This window comes from Clostridium sp. OS1-26, assembly GCF_030915445.1.
In the GTDB taxonomy this organism is placed as follows: Bacteria; Bacillota; Clostridia; order Clostridiales; family Clostridiaceae; genus Clostridium_AM.
Map to the genome: position 1 here is coordinate 1,037,593 of NZ_CP133264.1, position 18,745 is coordinate 1,056,337.

General features: G+C 31.7%; 19 protein-coding genes, 1 tRNA gene and 1 pseudogene. 11 read left to right on the forward strand and 10 right to left on the reverse strand.

The window, feature by feature from the left end; all coding sequences use genetic code 11:
* Positions 1–123: 123 nt before the first annotated feature.
* A complete protein-coding gene (locus RCG18_RS05170) occupies positions 124–2,256 on the forward strand; it encodes an Ig-like domain-containing protein (protein ID WP_308040340.1) in 2,133 nt (710 codons plus the stop codon).
* The gene (locus tag RCG18_RS05175) at positions 2,202–2,687 is read left to right on the forward strand and encodes a cell wall-binding repeat-containing protein (protein WP_308040341.1); all 486 of its coding nucleotides are present in this window, start codon (positions 2,202–2,204) and stop codon (positions 2,685–2,687) included. The genes RCG18_RS05170 and RCG18_RS05175 overlap by 55 nt, the downstream gene beginning before the upstream one ends.
* A 190-nt stretch (positions 2,688–2,877) precedes the next feature.
* On the opposite strand, the gene RCG18_RS05180 is transcribed toward RCG18_RS05175, so the two are convergent.
* The 3 genes from RCG18_RS05180 to RCG18_RS05190 all read right to left on the reverse strand — a co-directional run bounded on the left by RCG18_RS05180 (position 2,878) and on the right by RCG18_RS05190 (position 4,029).
* Positions 2,878–2,953, reverse strand: a tRNA-Trp gene (locus tag RCG18_RS05180).
* Between the two features lie 134 nt (positions 2,954–3,087).
* Positions 3,088–3,396, reverse strand: a complete 309-nt coding sequence (locus tag RCG18_RS05185) for a hypothetical protein (protein ID WP_308040342.1) — start codon at positions 3,394–3,396, stop codon at positions 3,088–3,090.
* Positions 3,397–3,501: 105 nt separating this feature from the next.
* Positions 3,502–4,029: a metal ABC transporter solute-binding protein, Zn/Mn family gene (locus RCG18_RS05190; RefSeq protein WP_308040343.1), complete on the reverse strand. Its 528-nt coding sequence runs from the start codon at positions 4,027–4,029 to the stop codon at positions 3,502–3,504.
* A gap of 231 nt (positions 4,030–4,260) precedes the next feature.
* Between RCG18_RS05190 and RCG18_RS05195 the strand changes: the two genes are divergently transcribed.
* The 4 genes and pseudogenes from RCG18_RS05195 (at position 4,261) to rimI (ending at position 7,182) form a co-directional block, all read left to right on the forward strand.
* Positions 4,261–5,514, forward strand: coding sequence for an HD domain-containing phosphohydrolase (locus RCG18_RS05195; protein ID WP_308040344.1), 1,254 nt, complete (start codon positions 4,261–4,263; stop codon positions 5,512–5,514).
* A 54-nt stretch (positions 5,515–5,568) separates the two neighbouring features.
* Positions 5,569–6,024 (forward strand): tRNA (adenosine(37)-N6)-threonylcarbamoyltransferase complex ATPase subunit type 1 TsaE, encoded by a 456-nt coding sequence (tsaE, locus tag RCG18_RS05200; RefSeq protein ID WP_308040345.1) that lies wholly within the window; start codon positions 5,569–5,571, stop codon positions 6,022–6,024.
* 3 nt (positions 6,025–6,027) lie between these two features.
* On the forward strand, positions 6,028–6,741 hold the full coding sequence (gene tsaB / locus RCG18_RS05205) for a tRNA (adenosine(37)-N6)-threonylcarbamoyltransferase complex dimerization subunit type 1 TsaB (RefSeq protein ID WP_308040346.1): 714 nt from the start codon (positions 6,028–6,030) through the stop codon (positions 6,739–6,741).
* A pseudogene (gene rimI / locus RCG18_RS05210) lies at positions 6,734–7,182 on the forward strand (ribosomal protein S18-alanine N-acetyltransferase). The gene tsaB and the pseudogene rimI overlap by 8 nt, the downstream one beginning before the upstream one ends.
* Before the next feature lie 45 nt (positions 7,183–7,227).
* Here rimI and tyrS read toward each other — a convergent pair.
* Positions 7,228–8,448, reverse strand: coding sequence for a tyrosine--tRNA ligase (gene tyrS, locus RCG18_RS05215; RefSeq protein WP_308040347.1), 1,221 nt, complete (start codon positions 8,446–8,448; stop codon positions 7,228–7,230).
* 230 nt (positions 8,449–8,678) lie between these two features.
* On the opposite strand from tyrS, the gene RCG18_RS05220 reads away from it, so the two are divergent.
* Positions 8,679–9,503 carry an RMD1 family protein gene (locus RCG18_RS05220; protein ID WP_308040348.1) on the forward strand — a complete coding sequence of 275 codons (825 nt, stop codon included), beginning with the start codon at positions 8,679–8,681 and terminating at the stop codon, positions 9,501–9,503.
* Between the two features lie 66 nt (positions 9,504–9,569).
* On the opposite strand, the gene RCG18_RS05225 is transcribed toward RCG18_RS05220, so the two are convergent.
* Entirely contained in the window at positions 9,570–9,977 is a 408-nt protein-coding gene (locus RCG18_RS05225) for a hypothetical protein (protein WP_308040349.1), read from the reverse strand.
* 184 nt (positions 9,978–10,161) lie between these two features.
* Positions 10,162–11,307 carry an RNA-binding domain-containing protein gene (locus RCG18_RS05230; protein WP_308040350.1) on the reverse strand — a complete coding sequence of 382 codons (1,146 nt, stop codon included), beginning with the start codon at positions 11,305–11,307 and terminating at the stop codon, positions 10,162–10,164.
* A 300-nt stretch (positions 11,308–11,607) separates the two neighbouring features.
* On the opposite strand from RCG18_RS05230, the gene RCG18_RS05235 reads away from it, so the two are divergent.
* On the forward strand, positions 11,608–11,772 hold the full coding sequence (locus tag RCG18_RS05235) for a zinc-ribbon domain-containing protein (protein ID WP_178906136.1): 165 nt from the start codon (positions 11,608–11,610) through the stop codon (positions 11,770–11,772).
* 34 nt (positions 11,773–11,806) lie between these two features.
* Here the strand turns inward: RCG18_RS05235 and RCG18_RS05240 are convergent, their stop codons facing one another.
* Entirely contained in the window at positions 11,807–12,370 is a 564-nt protein-coding gene (locus RCG18_RS05240) for an ECF transporter S component (RefSeq protein WP_308040351.1), read from the reverse strand.
* A 278-nt stretch (positions 12,371–12,648) separates the two neighbouring features.
* Between RCG18_RS05240 and RCG18_RS05245 the strand changes: the two genes are divergently transcribed.
* Together RCG18_RS05245 and RCG18_RS05250 are read left to right on the forward strand one after the other, a co-directional pair.
* Positions 12,649–12,804, forward strand: coding sequence for a DUF5670 family protein (locus RCG18_RS05245; RefSeq protein ID WP_308040352.1), 156 nt, complete (start codon positions 12,649–12,651; stop codon positions 12,802–12,804).
* A gap of 259 nt (positions 12,805–13,063) precedes the next feature.
* Entirely contained in the window at positions 13,064–13,924 is an 861-nt protein-coding gene (locus tag RCG18_RS05250; RefSeq protein WP_308040353.1) for a phosphatase PAP2 family protein, read from the forward strand.
* Positions 13,925–13,975: 51 nt separating this feature from the next.
* Here RCG18_RS05250 and RCG18_RS05255 read toward each other — a convergent pair whose 3' ends face one another.
* The gene (locus RCG18_RS05255) at positions 13,976–15,568 is read right to left on the reverse strand and encodes a peptide chain release factor 3 (RefSeq protein WP_308041964.1); all 1,593 of its coding nucleotides are present in this window, start codon (positions 15,566–15,568) and stop codon (positions 13,976–13,978) included.
* 302 nt (positions 15,569–15,870) lie between these two features.
* Here RCG18_RS05255 and yidA point away from each other — a divergent pair, with 302 nt between their 5' ends.
* Positions 15,871–16,689, forward strand: coding sequence for a sugar-phosphatase (gene yidA / locus RCG18_RS05260; RefSeq protein ID WP_308040354.1), 819 nt, complete (start codon positions 15,871–15,873; stop codon positions 16,687–16,689).
* A gap of 9 nt (positions 16,690–16,698) precedes the next feature.
* On the opposite strand, the gene trpS is transcribed toward yidA, so the two are convergent.
* A complete protein-coding gene (gene trpS / locus RCG18_RS05265) occupies positions 16,699–17,697 on the reverse strand; it encodes a tryptophan--tRNA ligase (RefSeq protein ID WP_308040355.1) in 999 nt (332 codons plus the stop codon).
* Positions 17,698–18,290: 593 nt separating this feature from the next.
* Positions 18,291–18,665, reverse strand: a complete 375-nt coding sequence (locus RCG18_RS05270) for a desulfoferrodoxin (protein WP_308040356.1) — start codon at positions 18,663–18,665, stop codon at positions 18,291–18,293.
* Positions 18,666–18,745 lie beyond the last annotated feature (80 nt).

Sequence of the window (18,745 nt, forward strand, 5' to 3'; positions counted from 1 at the left end):
TAAAATGGTAGGCAAAAGGGATAAAGCATACAGAATATCTAGCTGCCAAATTGGTTTAAATAAGCAGCACTTTGTGTTAATATATAAGATAATAGAATGAATTTCCATGTAGGGGGAGAGCTTATGAGAAAAAGCCGATTAATTTTTAGAATCTCTTTTATTATGATTTTTTTATTACTATTTGCAAACTTTCAAGTATTTGCAGATCCTGTGACTCGTGTTACATCAATAACTTTAAATAAGACTACAGATACTATAACAGTTGATAGTACAGATACTTTAACAGCTACTGTAAATCCAGGCAATGCAACCTATAAGCAAGTAGTTTGGACAACTTCAAATCCTAATGTAGTGACAGTAAATAATGGTACAATAAAAGGAGTATCTAAAGGAGTAGCAAGTATCATTGCAACTACTATTGATGGAAATTTGAGCGCATCTTGTTTTGTTACTGTTAATGATCCTAAAATTACAATAGAGTTCTATAGAACAACTGCTACATTAACAGTTGGAGCAACGGATTATATGACAGCAACTGTGAGAAAAATGGGAACTAGTCAAACAACTACGATAAATCAGCCTGTAACCTACACATCATCAAATAATGCAGTAGTTCAGGTTAACGCCAGCGGAACTATAACCGCAATTGCTCAAGGAAGTGCAACAATTACAGCAGCCACTGCTGGTGCAACCAATATTGCAACTTGCACTGTTACCGTTACTTCTAGATCTAATACAAATATATCCTTAGATAAAACTAGTGACTTAATATATGTTGGAGGAACGGATACTATAAAGGCTACTTTAAATTCATCAGACCTGTCAAACTCTTCTGTAACGTGGTCATCCTCCAATCCTAGTATAGTAAGTGTATCATCAAGTGGTGTATTGACAGGAGTAGGTCCAGGAAGTGCAACAGTTACAGTTACAGCGAAAACCTCTTATGGAACCAGTTCTGCAAGCTGTTTTGTAACTGTAAGCTATATGGGTGGCGGAACAACCCCAACACAAGGCTTTGCAATAAGCAAAAGAATGGATAATGTAGAAGTTGGGAAAACGGACACCTTAGCTGCCAGCTTAAATTCAACAATTATACCAAATGCAAATGTAAAATGGGAATCAATCAATAAGGACATAGCTAGTGTAGCAAATGGTGTAATAATGGGTATAGCTCCAGGAATTACAACAATTACAGCAACAGAGCCAGGTGGAGGGTCTGCCGCTTGCATTGTAACGGTGTACGCACAAGGACAATTACCAATCACATCCATAACTTTAAATAAAACTTCAGATAATTTATTAGTTGGAGCATCAGATGTATTAATTTCCACTTTAAATCCAATAGGTATAGCGAATTGGACATCCTCTGATCCTAGCATTGTCACTGTATCCTATGGTGTATTGAGAGGAATAAAGCCAGGAGCGGCAACAATAACAGCCACGACTCCAGATGGAACCAGCAGCGCAAGTTGTACTGTAATTGTATATCCACAGGATTCCATAATACCAGTGCAAACAATAACTTTGAATAAAAATTCAGACACTCTAATGATTGGAGCAACAGATACGCTAACAAGTACCCTGTTTCCAACAAATGCAACAAATTTCTCCTTAGTCTGGACTTCTTCAGATAATAGTGTAGCTACGGTGAGTGATGGAAAAATAACTGCCATAAAATCAGGAACTGCGGTAATTACAGCAGCTACTTTTGATAGAACTGTAAGTGCGATTTGCAATGTTACAGTTACTGGTACATCAAATGGTACAGATACAGGCGGAACTGATCCGGGCACTTCAATTTATAGAAGACTTGGAGGAAAGGACAGATATGAAACTTCAGTTGCTATTTCTAAGGCAGGATGGAATGGAACGTCAGAGTATGCAGTGCTTGCATCTGGTGGAGATTTTCCTGATGGACTGAGTGCTGCTACCTTAGCTAAAAAGTATAATGCCCCTATTTTGCTAACAAGTAGAGACTCTATACCTGGAGGTGTATTATCAGAACTTGCAAGACTTCGAGTAAATCATGTACTTATAACTGGTGGTATTGGAGTTATATCACAGGAGGTTGAGAATCAACTTATAAAAATGGGTATGACTACAGAAAGATTTGGAGGAAAAGACAGATTTGAAACTTCAGTTAAGATAGCTAAAAAACTAGGTAATACAAGTGGAGAAATTATTATTGCAAACGGATATGAGTGGACAGATGCTTTATCAGTATCACCAATAGCAGCAAAAAAGGGATTCCAATAATATTAACAGATAAATATACATTGCCAAGTTCTGTAGATAACTACTTAAAGGAGAATAACTTTACTAAAACATATATTCTAGGTGACACTGACCTAATAAGCAGTGATATAGCAAATCAACTTCCTAATCCACAAAGAATAACTGGTAATAATGACTATGAAAGAAATATTAATATCATTAAAAATTTTGAAAATGACATAGATTTCAGCAGTATATGCATAGCTTCAGGTCGAGGATTTGCGGATTCAATATCAGGTTCGGCTTTTGCAGCAAAGAAATCTTCAGCTATAGTTCTTGTAGATGATGTTAATTTAAAAGAGGTAACATCTCAATATACAAATTCAAAATCTGCGAGAGTAAGTAATATAAATATATTTGGGCTGCAGGGAGTAGTAAGTGATGCTATAGTTCAAGTATTATTTAACAAATAAAATAAATCAGCACCAATTTAATAATTGGTGCTCAGGCTGTTGATAAACATATATTGTCAACAGCCTTTCAAATTTTTGCCCAATAGAGCTTATTTTTTATCCAAAAAGGATTTTTGATGCTATAGTACTTCTAAAATACAAAAAATAAAAAACACAAGATATTTCAAACTATTGAAACACCTTGTGTTTTTGGCAGGGGCAGGAGGACTCGAACCCGCAACCAACGGTTTTGGAGACCGCTACTCTACCAATTGAGCTATACCCCTAAGACGAGTTTTATTATACCTCATATTTTTATAATATGCAAGTGCTTTTTCATAATTTAAATAAATATTTTAGTGCCTAGAAAAATTATGAAACTCAATATAGTATTCTAAGCATCTATTTTAGGATATTTTTATTATTTTTTATTTACTTCCTTCTCATAAAATCCTTCTAAATTCTCAAGATTATATTTAAGTACGTCTTCATAGCTATCTTCACCATTATATACTTTTATTCCTATTGTTTTAATATTATACTTTTTAATTAGATCTTCATAATTCTTAAGCAAAGAACTATCATTATATAGAAGTATCAGATTTTTATTATCCTTCAATTTTGTTTCCATATTTAATTTTGTATTATTATCTATAGTTGCTTGCTCTTTACTTAGGTCAATTATCTTAATGTCATTATATTTTATAAAATAACTCAGTTCATCCTCCATGGTAACAAAAGTATAATCTGATAACTTATCTTTAACAGCCTTTAAATCTTTTTGGTAGTTATCTATATTTCTTAAAGTCTCTGAAAAGTTTTTTTCATATATATCTCAATTTTTAGGATCTTTGTCCTGTACCGCATTTTTTATATTCATCAATGCTATCTTATAGTTGTCTATATTTAGCAAATAATATGGGTTATCTTTTAGAACAATATCCTTGTATTTTACAACCTTATTATATGAAACTAATTTTACCCCTCTTGATACATTTATAACTCCTACGTTGTTCTTATTTAGATTATCTATAAAGTTATTCATCCAAGGGTCAAACCCTGCCCCCATATAGATAAACAAATCTTCTTTTGCTACATTATTTAAGCTATCACTTGAAAACTGAAAGTTAAGTTCACTTTGTCTGTTACTGAACATGTATTCAACTGAATGTTTATCATTCACTATACTTTTTATCATGCTGTATAAAAGCTTATTGGTTGTCATTATATTTAAATTTACATCCTTAACGACTTCCATCTTTGTGTTATCCATCGGGTTAGTTTGGGTATCTTCAATCTTATTACTACAACTTACAAGAAATACTATACAAAAAATTAGGAACGTACTAAATTTTTTTTTCAAATTATTCACCCCTGAAACTTATAAACATATCTTAATTTGTTATATAAACATATTATTATATATATTTTACATAATGTAATTTAACAATGCAAACTCTTATGAAATATTTTACAATAATATTAATCCTTCGGTAAATAAATTCATATAACTTCCCACAATATTTTATATATCCTATAATTATGTTAAAATAAGCATTAGATTTATAATAAGCATTTTCAAGGAGAAAAATGTATGAAAATTAATTTGAATAAAACTATAAGATCCTTGTCTTTAGCCTTAGATTTATCACAAATGAATTTAGAATCTTCTTCAGAAATTATTGAAGATATTTCAAATATTAATTATACTAGTCATCAATTTATTAATCATGCACAAAGAACAACCTATATAGCACTGGAAATAGCAAACTATTTAAATCTAGACGAAGATACCAAGCAACAATTATACATATCTGCTTTATTTCATGATATCGGAGCTACAAGCTATTTTTCCGAATGCCATATATCTAACACATTTATAGCTGGCCATTGTATAACCGGCTCGAAAATAATTAAACCATTTCCTATATTTAATGATTTATCTAACATAATTCTTTATCATCATGAAAACTACAATGGAACTGGTCCAATGAAAATTAGCGGTGATAATATTCTAATTGAAAGCCAAATAATCAGAATTTCAGATTTAGTTGAGATATTATATGATAAATCTATTCCTATTTTTAGACAAAAGTCTAAAATAATTTCATGGATCAAGAATGGAGAAAACACATTGTTCTCTTCCAAGCTTATAGATGCATTTTTACAGGTATCTTCTACGGACACTTTTTGGCTTAACATAGAAAACATAGCTCATATTGATTTTATTTTAGATAAACTTTCACCAAAGTTAGATATTATTATTGGCTTAAAAGAATTAGAGAGTATAGCTTATATCTTTTCAAGAATAATAGATACTAAGAGTAAGTTTACCGCCACGCACTCACTTGGAATATCAAAATTAGCCTATAATGTTTCAAAATTTCTTGGTTATCCTAAAGACAAATGTTTAAAAATGAAAATTGCAGGTCTTTTACATGACATTGGTAAACTAGCAATACCTTTAAGTATTCTTGATAAAAATACCTCGTTAACAAATGATGAATTTTCAATTATAAAATCTCATGCATACTACACAAAGTTAATTTTGGATAGAATGGATATAGGAATCATAAGCGAGTGGGCTGGAAACCACCATGAAAAATTGAACGGCGGGGGCTATCCTAAGCTCCTTAACTTTGAAGAAATTTCCGAAGAATCACGAATCATATGTGTTTGCGATATATATCAAGCTTTAATAGAGAATAGGCCTTATAGACTTGGTTTGTCTGTAGAAGAGGCTTTTTCTATAATGCATGATATGGCCTGTAAAGACCTTATTTGCAAAAAAGCCTTAATCCACTTAAAATCTATTATAAATTCCGATAAAATATTAGATACTGTCTAATCTTTCTTTTCTTTTTGTGCTATTTTGGATAAAATAACTATGAGGTGAATTATAATGGAGTTTATTGTAGATACTGCTGACAGCACAATGAATTTAGGAAGAAAATTAGGGGAACTTGTACATTCTGGTGATATAATTTGCATTACTGGAGACCTTGGCGCTGGTAAAACCCACTTTACTAAAGGTATTGCTGAAGGCCTTAAAATAAGTGAGCCTATAACAAGTCCTACATTTACAATAGTAAATGAATATGAAGGACGCCTAAAACTGCATCATTTCGATGTTTATAGAGTATGTGATCCCGATGAAATAGAAGCCATAGGTTTTGATGAATATATTTTTAGCGATGCTGTAAGTATTATAGAGTGGTCAAACTTTATTGAAGAATTAATACCTAAGGAACATGTATGGGTAGATATAAAAAAAGTTCCTGAACTAGGTATGGACTTTAGAAAAATATCCATAAAATATTATGGCGATAGATATAACTATATAAAGGAGTTAAAATAAATTATGAAAGTTTTAAGTTTAGATACATCTACCGAATCTGCAACTTGCGCCGTCCTCGACGATGATAAATTACTTGGAGAAATAACCTTTAACTATAAAAAACAACATTCTGTTGTGCTTATGACGATGGTGGATACTCTGCTAAATAATTTAAAATTAAACGTCGATTCATTAGACGGATTTGTAGTTTCAAAAGGTCCTGGTTCCTTTACTGGACTTAGAATTGGAGCTTCAGCTGTAAAAGGATTAAGCCAAGGAACTAGAAAGCCTTTTGTTGGAGTCTCTTCACTAGACGCTCTAGCCTATAATCTAGCTTATACTAATGGCATAGTATGTCCTATTCTAGATGCTCTTAGAGATAATGTGTATACGGCCCTGTATAAGTTTGAGAAAGATAGATTAAATATTATAAGCGAGTATATGATAATTTCAATTGATGAGTTAATTACTATACTTAACGAATATAACGAGCATGTATGCTTTATTGGAGATGCAATCCCTAAGTTTAGAGATAAGCTAACATCTAATATAAAAAATACAAGTTTTGCACCTGTACATCTCAATTTAACACGGGCATCTTCATTAGGTGAACTAGGGTTAAATCTTCTAAAAGATGGGGTTTATGATGATTTGTATACCTTTGCTCCCCTTTACCTAAGGAAATCCCAGGCTGAAAGGGAGTATGAAGAAAAATCAAGAGGTATAGAAAATGAATGATATTGATATACTCTCCTTAAAATTAGAACATATTGACAGTGTTTTAATAATTGATACTCTATGTTTCCCAACACCATGGAGTAGAGAATCATTCCAAAAAGAGATAGAAAATAATAAATTTGCGAGATACATAATTGCAAAAAAGGAGAGGTAGTAATTGGTTATGCAGGCATGTGGCTTATACTCGACGAAGGCCATATAACTAATATAGCTGTACATCCAGAATATAGAGGCATAGGTACAGGAAAACTCTTACTAGAAGCTCTTATTGAAATTTGCAAAATAGAATCAGTAAATAGTATAACATTAGAAGTTAGAAAGTCTAACTTAGTTGCACAAAGCCTATATAAAAAATATGGCTTTGTTGAGGAAGGCATAAGAAAAGAATATTATGGCGACAATCGAGAAGATGCCATTATAATGTGGAAACATAATATATAGGGTTACTTGGTCGAAAGTTGAATTTCGACCAAGTAACCCTATAATTTATTCTATTACTACTCTATTGTAGTTTTTCTTTCCTCTTCTTATAAGCATACTGCCATCGTTGAAGTTTTCTTCTGTTATTATCATATTCATATCTGTTACTTTCTCATCATTTATTGTAAGGCCACCTTGTTGAATTAATCTTTTTGCCTCACCTTTTGATGGAAGTATCTCTGTATTTACAAGCAATTCTGTTATGCTGCATCCTAATGTTTCTTTTTTTACAACTGCAGTAGGTACGGCACTCATATCCTGACCGCCTGCAAATAGAGCTTCCGCTGCTGCTTTAGCTTTTTCTGCTTCTTCTTCACCATGTATAATCTTAGTAACTTCATAAGCAAGAACTTTTTTGGCCTCATTTATTTCAGAACCTTGAAGCGCTCCAAGTCTTTTTACTTCATCCATAGGTAAGAAAGTTAACAGTGCTAAACATTTTTCTACATCAGCATCACCAACGTTTCTCCAATATTGATAAAATTCATATGGTGAAGTTTTATCCTTATCGAGCCATACAGCACCGTTCTCTGTTTTGCCCATCTTTTTACCTTCACTATTTGTTAATAGTGTAAATGTCATACCAAAAGCAGGTTTACTTTCTTTTCTTCTTATTAAGTCTACTCCTGATAGTATATTTGACCATTGGTCATCTCCACCCATTTGAAGTACACAACCATATCTTCTATTTAACTCAAGAAAATCGTATCCCTGCATCAGCATATAATTGAATTCAAGGAAAGTTAATCCCTTTTCAAGTCTTTGCTTATAGCATTCAGCAGTAAGCATTCTATTTACAGAAAAATGCACCCCAATTTCTCTTAAAAACTCTACGTAGTTAAGATTTAATAGCCAATCTGCATTATTTGCCATTAGTGCTTTTCCATCATTAAAATCTATAAGTTTAGCAAATTGATTTTTGAAGCTATCTGCATTATGCTGTATTTGCTCTTTTGTAAGCATTTTTCTCATATCAGTTTTACCACTCGGGTCACCAATCATTGCAGTGCCTCCGCCTAGTAATGCAATAGGCCTGTGACCTTCTCTTTGCATATGTGCCATAACCATCATTTGTAGGAAATGTCCTACATGAAGACTATCTGCAGTTGGATCAAATCCTATGTAAAATGTTATCTTTTCTTTTCCTAACAATTCTTTTATTTCTTCTTCATGAGTAACCTGCTTTATATATCCACGTTCTAGCAGTGTATCATAAACGCTAGCCATTTAAAGCACTTCCTTTCTAATCATTTCACTTTGTCATTCTCAGCTATAACTTATAGTATATAATTAAAGTATTTTTTTATCAATATTTAAATACATATAATTAGCTTTTTATGTTAATATTTATTATATACATATAAGGCATCCTCAAAAATAACTAGTCAGTATACTAAACTATTTCGGCTTATTATTTTCTCTCAGATGCCTAATGTTTAACTGAAAGGATGTAATTTATGCAAAGTTGGTCTTTTAAATCGTTGGTTTTATGTAATGAAATTAATTTAAATGCCATTGCTTCTCACTTTGGTATTACTCGTAAATTTAAGTGGGAAGACCCTTTAGTATTGTCTGATAGAAAATTAAGTGGCATAGTTAGAGAAACAGAAAACAAATGGGTATACATATATTATTTTGGAACCTTGGTTTTTATAAATATGGAATTCCATGAAATCCAGGATATAATTAAATACATAAAAAATATAGAACCTAATCTTAAAAACAATAATCCATCAGAATATATTGATGAATATAAGCTTGAAGTAGATGCACAATACGATTATTCCTTATATAATGATTTAATGACATCTAATGAGTTTATACCCTATTATCTTGATATAATATCATTGGTATTAGCGAAATCTACTTCCCTAAAAAAAATTGAGACTGAAACAGATAAACTTTTAGATGGTATAGAAAATATAATAAATTATCTTGATACCGGTAAGTTTAATATGTCTGACCAGGAGATAGCTAAAACCTCTGCTAAAGTATTGAGATTTAAATATAATACCATATCATATCTTATGCTTTTAGATAAACCTAAAGCAGCCTGGGATAATGAGGATATAGAAAATTTCTTTATTCAAATCAGTTCACTTTTTGATTTAGATGAGAGATATAAGAAAATAAATCATAAAACTGAAATACTTCAAGACATCACAGATGTATTTGCTTCTTTATCACATGAAAAGAGAGGTACAAAGCTTGAAATAATGGTCATTATTTTAATTTTATTTGAATTGATTATATCTATAGTAGAGTTCATATTAAAATATTAAATACACTTAAGGCTGGACCAATTAGTCCAGCCTTTTATATAAATTAATATTTATTTTCCTCTTAAATTATGCTACGTATTTTTTAATGAATTCAGGCATTTCATTATCGCCGTTCACGTTTATATAGAAATCAACACCACTCTCCACTGATAACTTTTCCATTAAACAAAACAATTGTGCCGCATTCTGAAGATTCTCTTCTATAATATTAAACAATCCATCAATAAAAATTGTCTCAATATCATAATCTTCGGAAATTATGCCGCACAAAAATCCGTAAAAACTCTCTTGCTTTTTTAAATTAAATCCTTCTGTTGAAATAAATCTTATTCCTCTATTAAGCTGAAACATTGGTCTTTTGTCATCATTGACATAGACAATATTTCCCTTGCCTACTTCTAATTTCTCGTTTGCCAAGCTAATTAATGCCTTTGTTTTTCCTGAACCTCTTTTGTTACAAAATACGTAAATCATGTTTACCACCCCTTACTTTAATATTTAGGTGCCATACTTATAAGTAAATTATATAATATTCAGAATATTTTTTCAATGATTTAAAAAATAATCTTGAAAAAATATTCCTACATATTACTACATAATAAGCTGTCGCTATAAAACTAGTCACGTTTCGATATTAAGTTACTATTATAAACTAAAACTACTTAAAATTTTTTACTCCAGGATATATAACTTTAAATTCGCTATCCTTAAAAGAATCAATAAAGTTTACTTTTCCTTTGTATTTGAAAGCTTTTTGCATTCTGTTAAATCCTCTTCCTGATTTGATAAACCTACCTTTACTATCTAATGCAATTATCTTTTCGTATATCCACATATTTCTTTTTATGTAATTGATGAAACTTCCGTTTCTATCTTTTACTAAAGTGCCAGGACTAATTAAAGCAATGCTATTGTGATCAATTATGATTTCTATTTCTTTATAGAATACTGTATAGTCTCTGTATAATACAGCATTTCTAATACCTTCATTTAAGGCTTCCGTAGGGTACTGTTTAGGAAGCATATTATTAAGTATATCTTCACTTTTATCTAACATTGATAATAAATCACCTTGTATTATGATTGTATCATCTAAATCTTTGTTAATTCTATTAGTTATTCTTATCATATTATGGGGTATATATACATTATTTATTTTTGAAAAGATTAAAAGTCCGCCCAATGTAACCATATGCTTACCAGAATCCTTATCCATATATATGATAGAAGCATTCTCCATAAGTTCAACTCTATTTTCATCATCAGCCTGAATTCCCTGTGATGCAAAGTATTTATCTACTATACTTTTTTCAATGCAACTTGTATCACTATGAGGAATAGGGCACAATTCTATATTTAGACTTAGACTTTCTTGCAGTGCAGATATTATTTCTTGCTTTCTCATTGTATCATTGGTTGATCCCCTTCTTATATAAAATGCCCCATTATCACGCATTTGGTAAGGCTTTTGCGGTCCATCATAAATATTTATAATCGCAACCTTTTTTTTATCAAACTCTAGGAACTCTAGTGAAATAGGCACAGGCGGCTCTATTCTTGAGCTTATGATTTGCTGTATCTTTTCCTCATTTAATTCTAAATCTCCTATCCCTAGTACTTTCTTAGTCTTATCCTCTATTCCTATAACTAAATATCCTCTTCCCCCTCTCGAGTTAGCTATCGCACATATATCTTTTGCTAGTTCTTTCCTTCCACTGTCTGTATCAATTTCTATATGCTGCTTAAAATCTAGTTTGGGGCCTTCTGTTTTTTTTAGCAAATTTGCAAATCTTCTCTTATCCATATCAACAACCTCAAATTCCTTATATAAATATTTATATTCAAATTTTCAATAAATATATTTGTTAAATTAATTATAATCCATTTATTACTACAATTTAATGCTTATATCATTATTATTTATATATTTTTACCCTATTGCTAGTAAATTAAAATATTGTTTTTTTAAAAGAATGTGATATAATAATTTTTGTAGTTAATCTTAATATAGGTCAATTTTTTCAGGGTGCTTATATCTCCTAAGTCATAGGAGGAAGTTATCAAGAACAAAATTAGTCCTATGATCTTAAGGAGGTTTTTAAAAATGGCAGATAAGACTATCGTATGCAAAGACTGTGGAAAAGAATTTATATTTACTGAAGGCGAGCAAGCTTTCTACAAAGAAAAAGGATTTGAAAATGATCCAGTAAGATGCCCAGATTGCAGAAGAGCAAGAAAAGCTGAAAAAAATAGCATGAGAAATAGATAATAATTTAAAGAGAGGTTTTTAAACCTCTCTTTTTCTATTTTCTTATTACATTTGCTTTCTTTAGTACTTTTCCTAGTGGTATTGCTAAGACAATGCCTGCAACTACCTGTGAAATGTTTCCCGGAATTTCTGCTGCTGCTAACACAAAAGCCTGAGTAAAAGCTATTTTTGTAGTAAAATGCATTAAAATCACACCAGCTCCATAGTATGCTACTATCATCCATATACCACCTAGTACAAATGCTAGTATATTATTAAATATATTATTTCCTTCATAATTGTTTCTATAGGCAATAGCTCCAGCAATATATGCCATAGTTCCTTTTATTATAAATGTAAAAGGCGCCCATATAGCATATGGAGAAAGTAAATCAAACATACACATACCGATTGCTGCCGCCAAAAATCCCTTTTTTCTTCCTAACAGTAATGCTGCTAAAAACACCATACTGTCACCAAGATGAACCACACCTTTAACAATAACTCCACTAGGTATATTAATTACTGCTGTAGCAATATAGGTTATTGCTGCCATAAGTGCTATCTGTACCATATCTTGAACTTTTCCGCTACTTAACGCTACTTTTTTGCTTTCCATTATTCCATCTCACTCCTTTTCTTTAGGCATCTGAAATTTGAAGATGCCTTATCATCATAAATTACTTAGCAATGTCACTGCACGGCATAGCTCTTTTCTATTTATTATTATATTATTCTTTTATAAAAACCCAAAATGTAACGATACAATATAAGCAATGTATTTTATATAATAATTAATTGTTTTGCTAATAATTTTTATTAATACTGCTAATAATAACATTATTAGTAAGACTTTAATATGGTAAGTACTTTAATATTTCACAGGAGGTAATATATATGACTTTTTTACGTTGGTTAGGTGGCATAGTTTTATTCTTTTGGATTATAGGTTTGATATTCCGAATCGGCGGTGGATTTATAAATCTTCTATTACTTGTAGCAGCACTAGTATTTATAATAGATGCCCTATTTGGAAGAAAGAAGACAATGTAACATATTTAATAAGAGCTCTGATTTTATCTGAGCTCTTTACTATTTTTTGACTATTTGGGCCATCATAACTATATTTACTTATGTACTTGTCCTAGTACTCATGATATAATTTATTCTGTATATGAAGGGAGGATAAATTTATGTCAAATTTCATAAAAAAAGAGTATTAAGCACAGCTAAAGCTATACTTCTAAAAGCTGTTGACTTCTTGAATAAATACTATTTTATTATTATAGGTCTCTATTTTTTATACAACGCTATGAAAATCGTATATGCTAATACAGGAGTTGACTATAAAGCCTTTAAATTTTTATTAGCATTTGCAGCATTTACAGCTTGTTCTGAGATTCGCAAAGATGTTAAATGGATTCCATACTTATTACTTGCTGTGCCTTTTATAATGTTTTTATCATATATAAATGTTCATGGATATGAATTTTGGGGAAAAATGTTAAGCTGGCAAATGAGCAAAAATATTGTAGTAGATTTGAATCCTATTTTCAGCAAAATACCATTAAATGATGCCGCATTCGTGCGAGCTTATAAATCAGAAACTCTTACTTGGATTTTAAGAATGGTTTATAATAATGGATTTGTTCTTCCTATATTGTTGCCTATTTATAGAGCTGCTATATCTAAGGACTTTAAAAAGATGCTTAGATACGGATTATCCGGACATATAGTACAAGTTTTTCTAATAACACCTTTTTATCTTACTTTCCATCTACAAGAAGTATGGTACGTACTTGGTCATCCTGATGGACTAGCAAGAAATATGACTCCTGCACAAGCAGCTGGGGTAGCACTAAATTGCTTCCCATCTATGCATACTTCTATAGCCTTTGCAGCATTTTTATTAGTTATGAGAGAAAAAAACAAGCTATTTAAATATGTATGGGGATTCTTTTGCTTAAGTGTAGTATTCTCTACAATGTACTTGGAAATACACTGGGTTATAGATGTATTGGCTGGAATGTTATTTGCTTATGGAACTGTTAAGTTAGTCGACTTTGTCTTAGATAAAGGTAAAGTATTACTACAAAGTATACTTCGTTCTTTCTACTACAAAAACGTTCCTTCAACTTATATAAACAATTACAATTTAGATTTATTACAATAACATAAAAAGGGTTAAACTTTAATTTTAGTTTAACCCTTCTATTTTATATAGTTATTCAGATTTGCCAATATCAGATAGCATAAGCCCCTTATTATGGTCTAGTGCCCATCCTATTGCCCACTCACTTTGGAATATTAATATATTCCTGTCTTTTAAATCTTTGACTACTTTTGTATCACTTGTTAACGTAAGTTTATCAACTGGAACTTCTGAATTTTCTATCCACCTGATATACTTATAGGCAAGTCTATCCATCTTTATATCTACATTGTATTCATGTTTCAATCTATATTCTAATACTTCAAATTGTAGCACCCCTACAACACCAACAATTATCTCTTCAATTCCTATATTTATCTCCTTGAACACCTGGATTGCACCTTCTTGTGAAATCTCAGTTACGCCCTTTATAAATTGCTTTCTTTTCATTGTATCTATAGTTTTAACTCTTGCAAAATACTCTGGAGCAAAAATAGGAATGCCCTCGAATTGGAACTTTTTAGGGCTTGAGCATAGAGTGTCTCCAATACTAAAAATACCAGGGTCAAAAACTCCAATTATGTCGCCTGCATAAGCCTCTTCCACAATTTCTCTATCTTGAGCTAAAAATTGCTGCGGCTGTGCAAGTTTAATTTTATTTCCTCCCTGGATATGGAACACTTCCATTCCCTTTTTAAATCTGCCTGAGCAAATTCTCATAAAGGCAATTCTATCTCTATGTGCTGGATTCATGTTAGCTTGAATCTTAAAGATAAAAGCTGAGAAATCCTCATCAAAAACATCTACTTCGCCCTGATCTGATTCTCTTGCTAAAGGTGCCGTAGTTAATCCTAAGAATTCTCTTAAAAATGGCTCTACACCAAAGTTAGTTAAAGCACTACCAAAGAATACCGGAGTAAGTGAGCCGTCTCTTACTTTCTTAATATCAAATTCATCACCAGCTATATCGAGCAGCTCTATATCTTCTTTTAACTTTTCGTGTAGCGGTTCTCCAAGTAAATCCTTAAATACTGAATCATCTATCTGACCTTCTATAGATTGTACTGCAGTTTGTCCGTGGTTTCCACCATTGAAAGCCTCAATTAATTTTTTTTCTCTATCGTATACACCTTTAAAATCTGCCCCTGAACCTATAGGCCAATTCATTGGATATGATTTTATCCCTAAAACATTCTCTATATCTTCCATTAATTCAAATGGATCTTTACTTTCTCTATCCATTTTATTTACAAACGTAAATATAGGTATTCCTCTTAAACTACATACATGGAAAAGCTTTTTTGTCTGCTCTTCCACACCTTTTGCAGCATCGATAACCATAACAGCACTGTCTGCTGCCATTAACGTTCTGTATGTATCTTCACTGAAATCTTGGTGTCCTGGTGTATCTAATATATTTATACAGAATCCATCATAGTTAAATTGCATAACTGAAGATGTAACTGAAATACCTCTTTGTTTCTCTATTTCCATCCAGTCTGACACTGCATGTTTTGATGCCTTTCTAGCTTTAACGGAACCTGCAAGCCTTATTGCTCCTCCGTATAATAATAGCTTTTCTGTCAACGTAGTTTTACCAGCGTCGGGGTGGGATATTATAGCAAATGTTCTTCTTCTTTCAATTTCTTTTACTAAGTCCGCCACAGCTCTCTCTCCTCTTCTTTTATTGCTTCCAACAATGATTTTAACTTTATTATTAATTAATGTCAACTTAAGGCATCTTTGTCTTGTTATTTTCTTTCAGATGCCTAAGTGATTTAAGATTATATCATTTTATATAATTCTTTTCAATAAGAAAATATTTTCATAACGTAAACGTTTAGTTTTCTATTTATTTAACTTAGATAGCCTAATATTAAGAATTTACAAAATTTATTTCGACATTTCAAATGATATAATAGTTTATATAAGGCATCTTTGAAAATGTGTAATATTGGAGGTTTGAAATGTACAAGTTAGTCGCACTAGATATGGATGGAACCCTTTTAAAAGAGGACAAGACTATATCTAAAGAAAATCTCGAGGCCATTAAGAAGGCTAAAGAAAATGGCATAAAGGTAGTTTTAGCAACTGGTAGACCTACTAAAGGTATTGAAAAATATTTAAAGCAATTAAATTTATTAAGCGACGGTGATTATGCCGTGGCCTTCAATGGTGCAGTAGTTCAAAACACTAAAACTGGTGAAATTATAGCTAAAAATTTTATGAATTTAAATGATCTTAAATATCTATATACTTTGAGTAAAGAACTTGATGTAAATATTCATGCTCTAACCCCCTCTTCCTGTATAACTCCTAAACTCAATAAATATAGCGAGTTGGAAGCTACTATGAATGGTATTCCTCTTGAGATAGTTGATTTTGATAACATAAGCCAAGATACTACCATAGTAAAAGTTATGTTTATAGATGATGAGAGTATCTTGAATAAAGTCATAGAAAACCTTCCTAATGACATCAACGATAGATATACAATCGTTAGAAGTGCTCCTTTCTTTCTAGAGTTTATAAATAAGAAAGTTAATAAGGGCTTTGGTGTGGAAGTCTTAGCTAAAAGCTTAGGGATAAACCAAGAAGAGGTTATTTGTATGGGTGATGCCGGTAATGACATACACATGATAAAGTATGCTGGACTAGGCGTAGCTATGGGCAATGCATTCCCTGAGCTAAAAGAAATTGCCAATTATATTACAAAAACCAATGAAGAACATGGCGTGGCTCACGTAATAAACAAATTTATATTAAAAGACCAAAAGGTAGGATAAAAGTTTATCCTACCTTGGTATAAATCCTATTTTTTTCTGCATTTTTCTTAGCATTTTATTTGCAACATAATTTGCTTTTTCTGCGCCCTTTCTATATACACTCTCAAGATATTCTTTATCATTTAAAATTTCATTTATTCTTTTTTGTATAGGCTCCAACTCATTAACTATAGCATCTGCAACATCTAATTTAAATTGAGCATATCCTTGACCTTCATATTTCTTCTCTATTTGTTCTATGGTCATTCCTGTTATAGCATTTAATATTGTTATTAAATTCTTAACTCCTGGCTGTTCATTATTATATTTTACTACCCCTAAGCTGTCAGTAACAGCTCTGCTAATTTTCTTTCTTATTACATCTGGATGATCCATTATTAATATATAGCTATTAGGATTGTCTGCTGACTTTGACATCTTTTTTGTAGGCTCTTGTAAATCCATAACTTTTGCGCCTAACTCTGGAATATAAGGTTCAGGTATATTAAACGTAGGGCTGTATAGACTATTAAATCTCTCAGCAATGTCTCTTGTAAGTTCAAGATGCTGCTTTTGATCTTTTCCTACTGGAACCAAGTTAGCATTATAAAGCAGTATATCTGCAGCCATTAGAACAGGATAGTCTAGTAACCCCGCACTTATGGATTCTCCGTATCTTTGAGATTTATCCTTAAATTGCGTCATTCTACTTAATTCCCCAGTATAAGTGAAGCAATTCAATAACCAAGCTCCTTCAGCGTGAGCAGGAACATGTGATTGAATAAATATTGTATTTCTTTCCGGATCAAGCCCTGCTGCTAGGTATATTGCAAGTACCTCCAACGTTCTTCTTCTTAAATCCTTTGGCTCCTGTCTTACTGTTATAGCATGTAAATCCACTACGCAATAATAGCATTCATACTCATCCTGTAACTTAACCCAATTTTTTAAAGCTCCTAAATAATTACCTAATGTTAAATTTCCTGATGGTTGAATTCCGCTAAATATTATCTTCTTATTTTCTTCCATAAAAATTCACCTCATTTATTTAATTATTATAAACAGAGTTCTTGGCATCAGATGGAGTTTGTCTGCGACCACTGGGCAATTCTGCCCGTTAAATGCCATTTAGGCATTTAACCTCCACCTGATGCTTAGAAATCGTTATCCAGGGACGTAGCCGCTCTTTACTCCCGCTTGGAGAAAAGCAGATATCCCAAATCTGTGATTTGGTGATAGTCGCTTTCACAGAGTGCGCCAGGAGTATTAGAGCGGGTAGTCATCGGATAAATAAAAAAACCCTATGATTTTTTAAATCATAGGGCGTAATGTCGCTGTGCCACCTAATTTCAAAAAGACAAATAATACAGTCTTTTCCTCAACTCAGATACATAAAAATATCCTATCTTTATAACGTAAGATTAACGTCCAGGAACTACTTTTTATTCATTCCGATCCTCCAGAACCCATTCAGCTTAATCATGATTGCTATAATTCCACCACCTATAGCTCTCTTTAAATCTGTTTTTAAACCTACTTACTTTCTATCAACGGATTTGTATTATTTCATTCTTTTAAAATATATTATTCTTTAAAACAAGATTTGTCAATACTTTTATATATTATTTCTTCCATAATCCGTGTATATTACAATATTCTCTTGCAAATAATACTTCCTCATCAATTTTAAATATTGCTTCTGGCTTTTCTCCTGGCTTAAGCCATTTTCTATAAACTTTGTTAGCAGTGTGTACTTCTATCCATTCTATGTGATGTTCTTCAAGCATTGGATGTTCTACTGCTCCAACTTTTACAATTACTCCACCTTCTATTTTTTCTATTACTGGTACATGTTTTTCAACTGCTGCATCTACTGTATTTTCTACAAGTAGTGTCATTGGCTTATTACAACAAACTAAGCTTCCTCCTGCCTTATGGATTACCTCTACCATATTGCCACAAATCTCACATTTATAAACCTGTCTAACCTCTGTCATAATGACTCCTCCTTTTTATTGAATCTTCTGATTTTAATATATATTATTCTGCATACTTTTCTAATTTCCTTCTTTTAAAG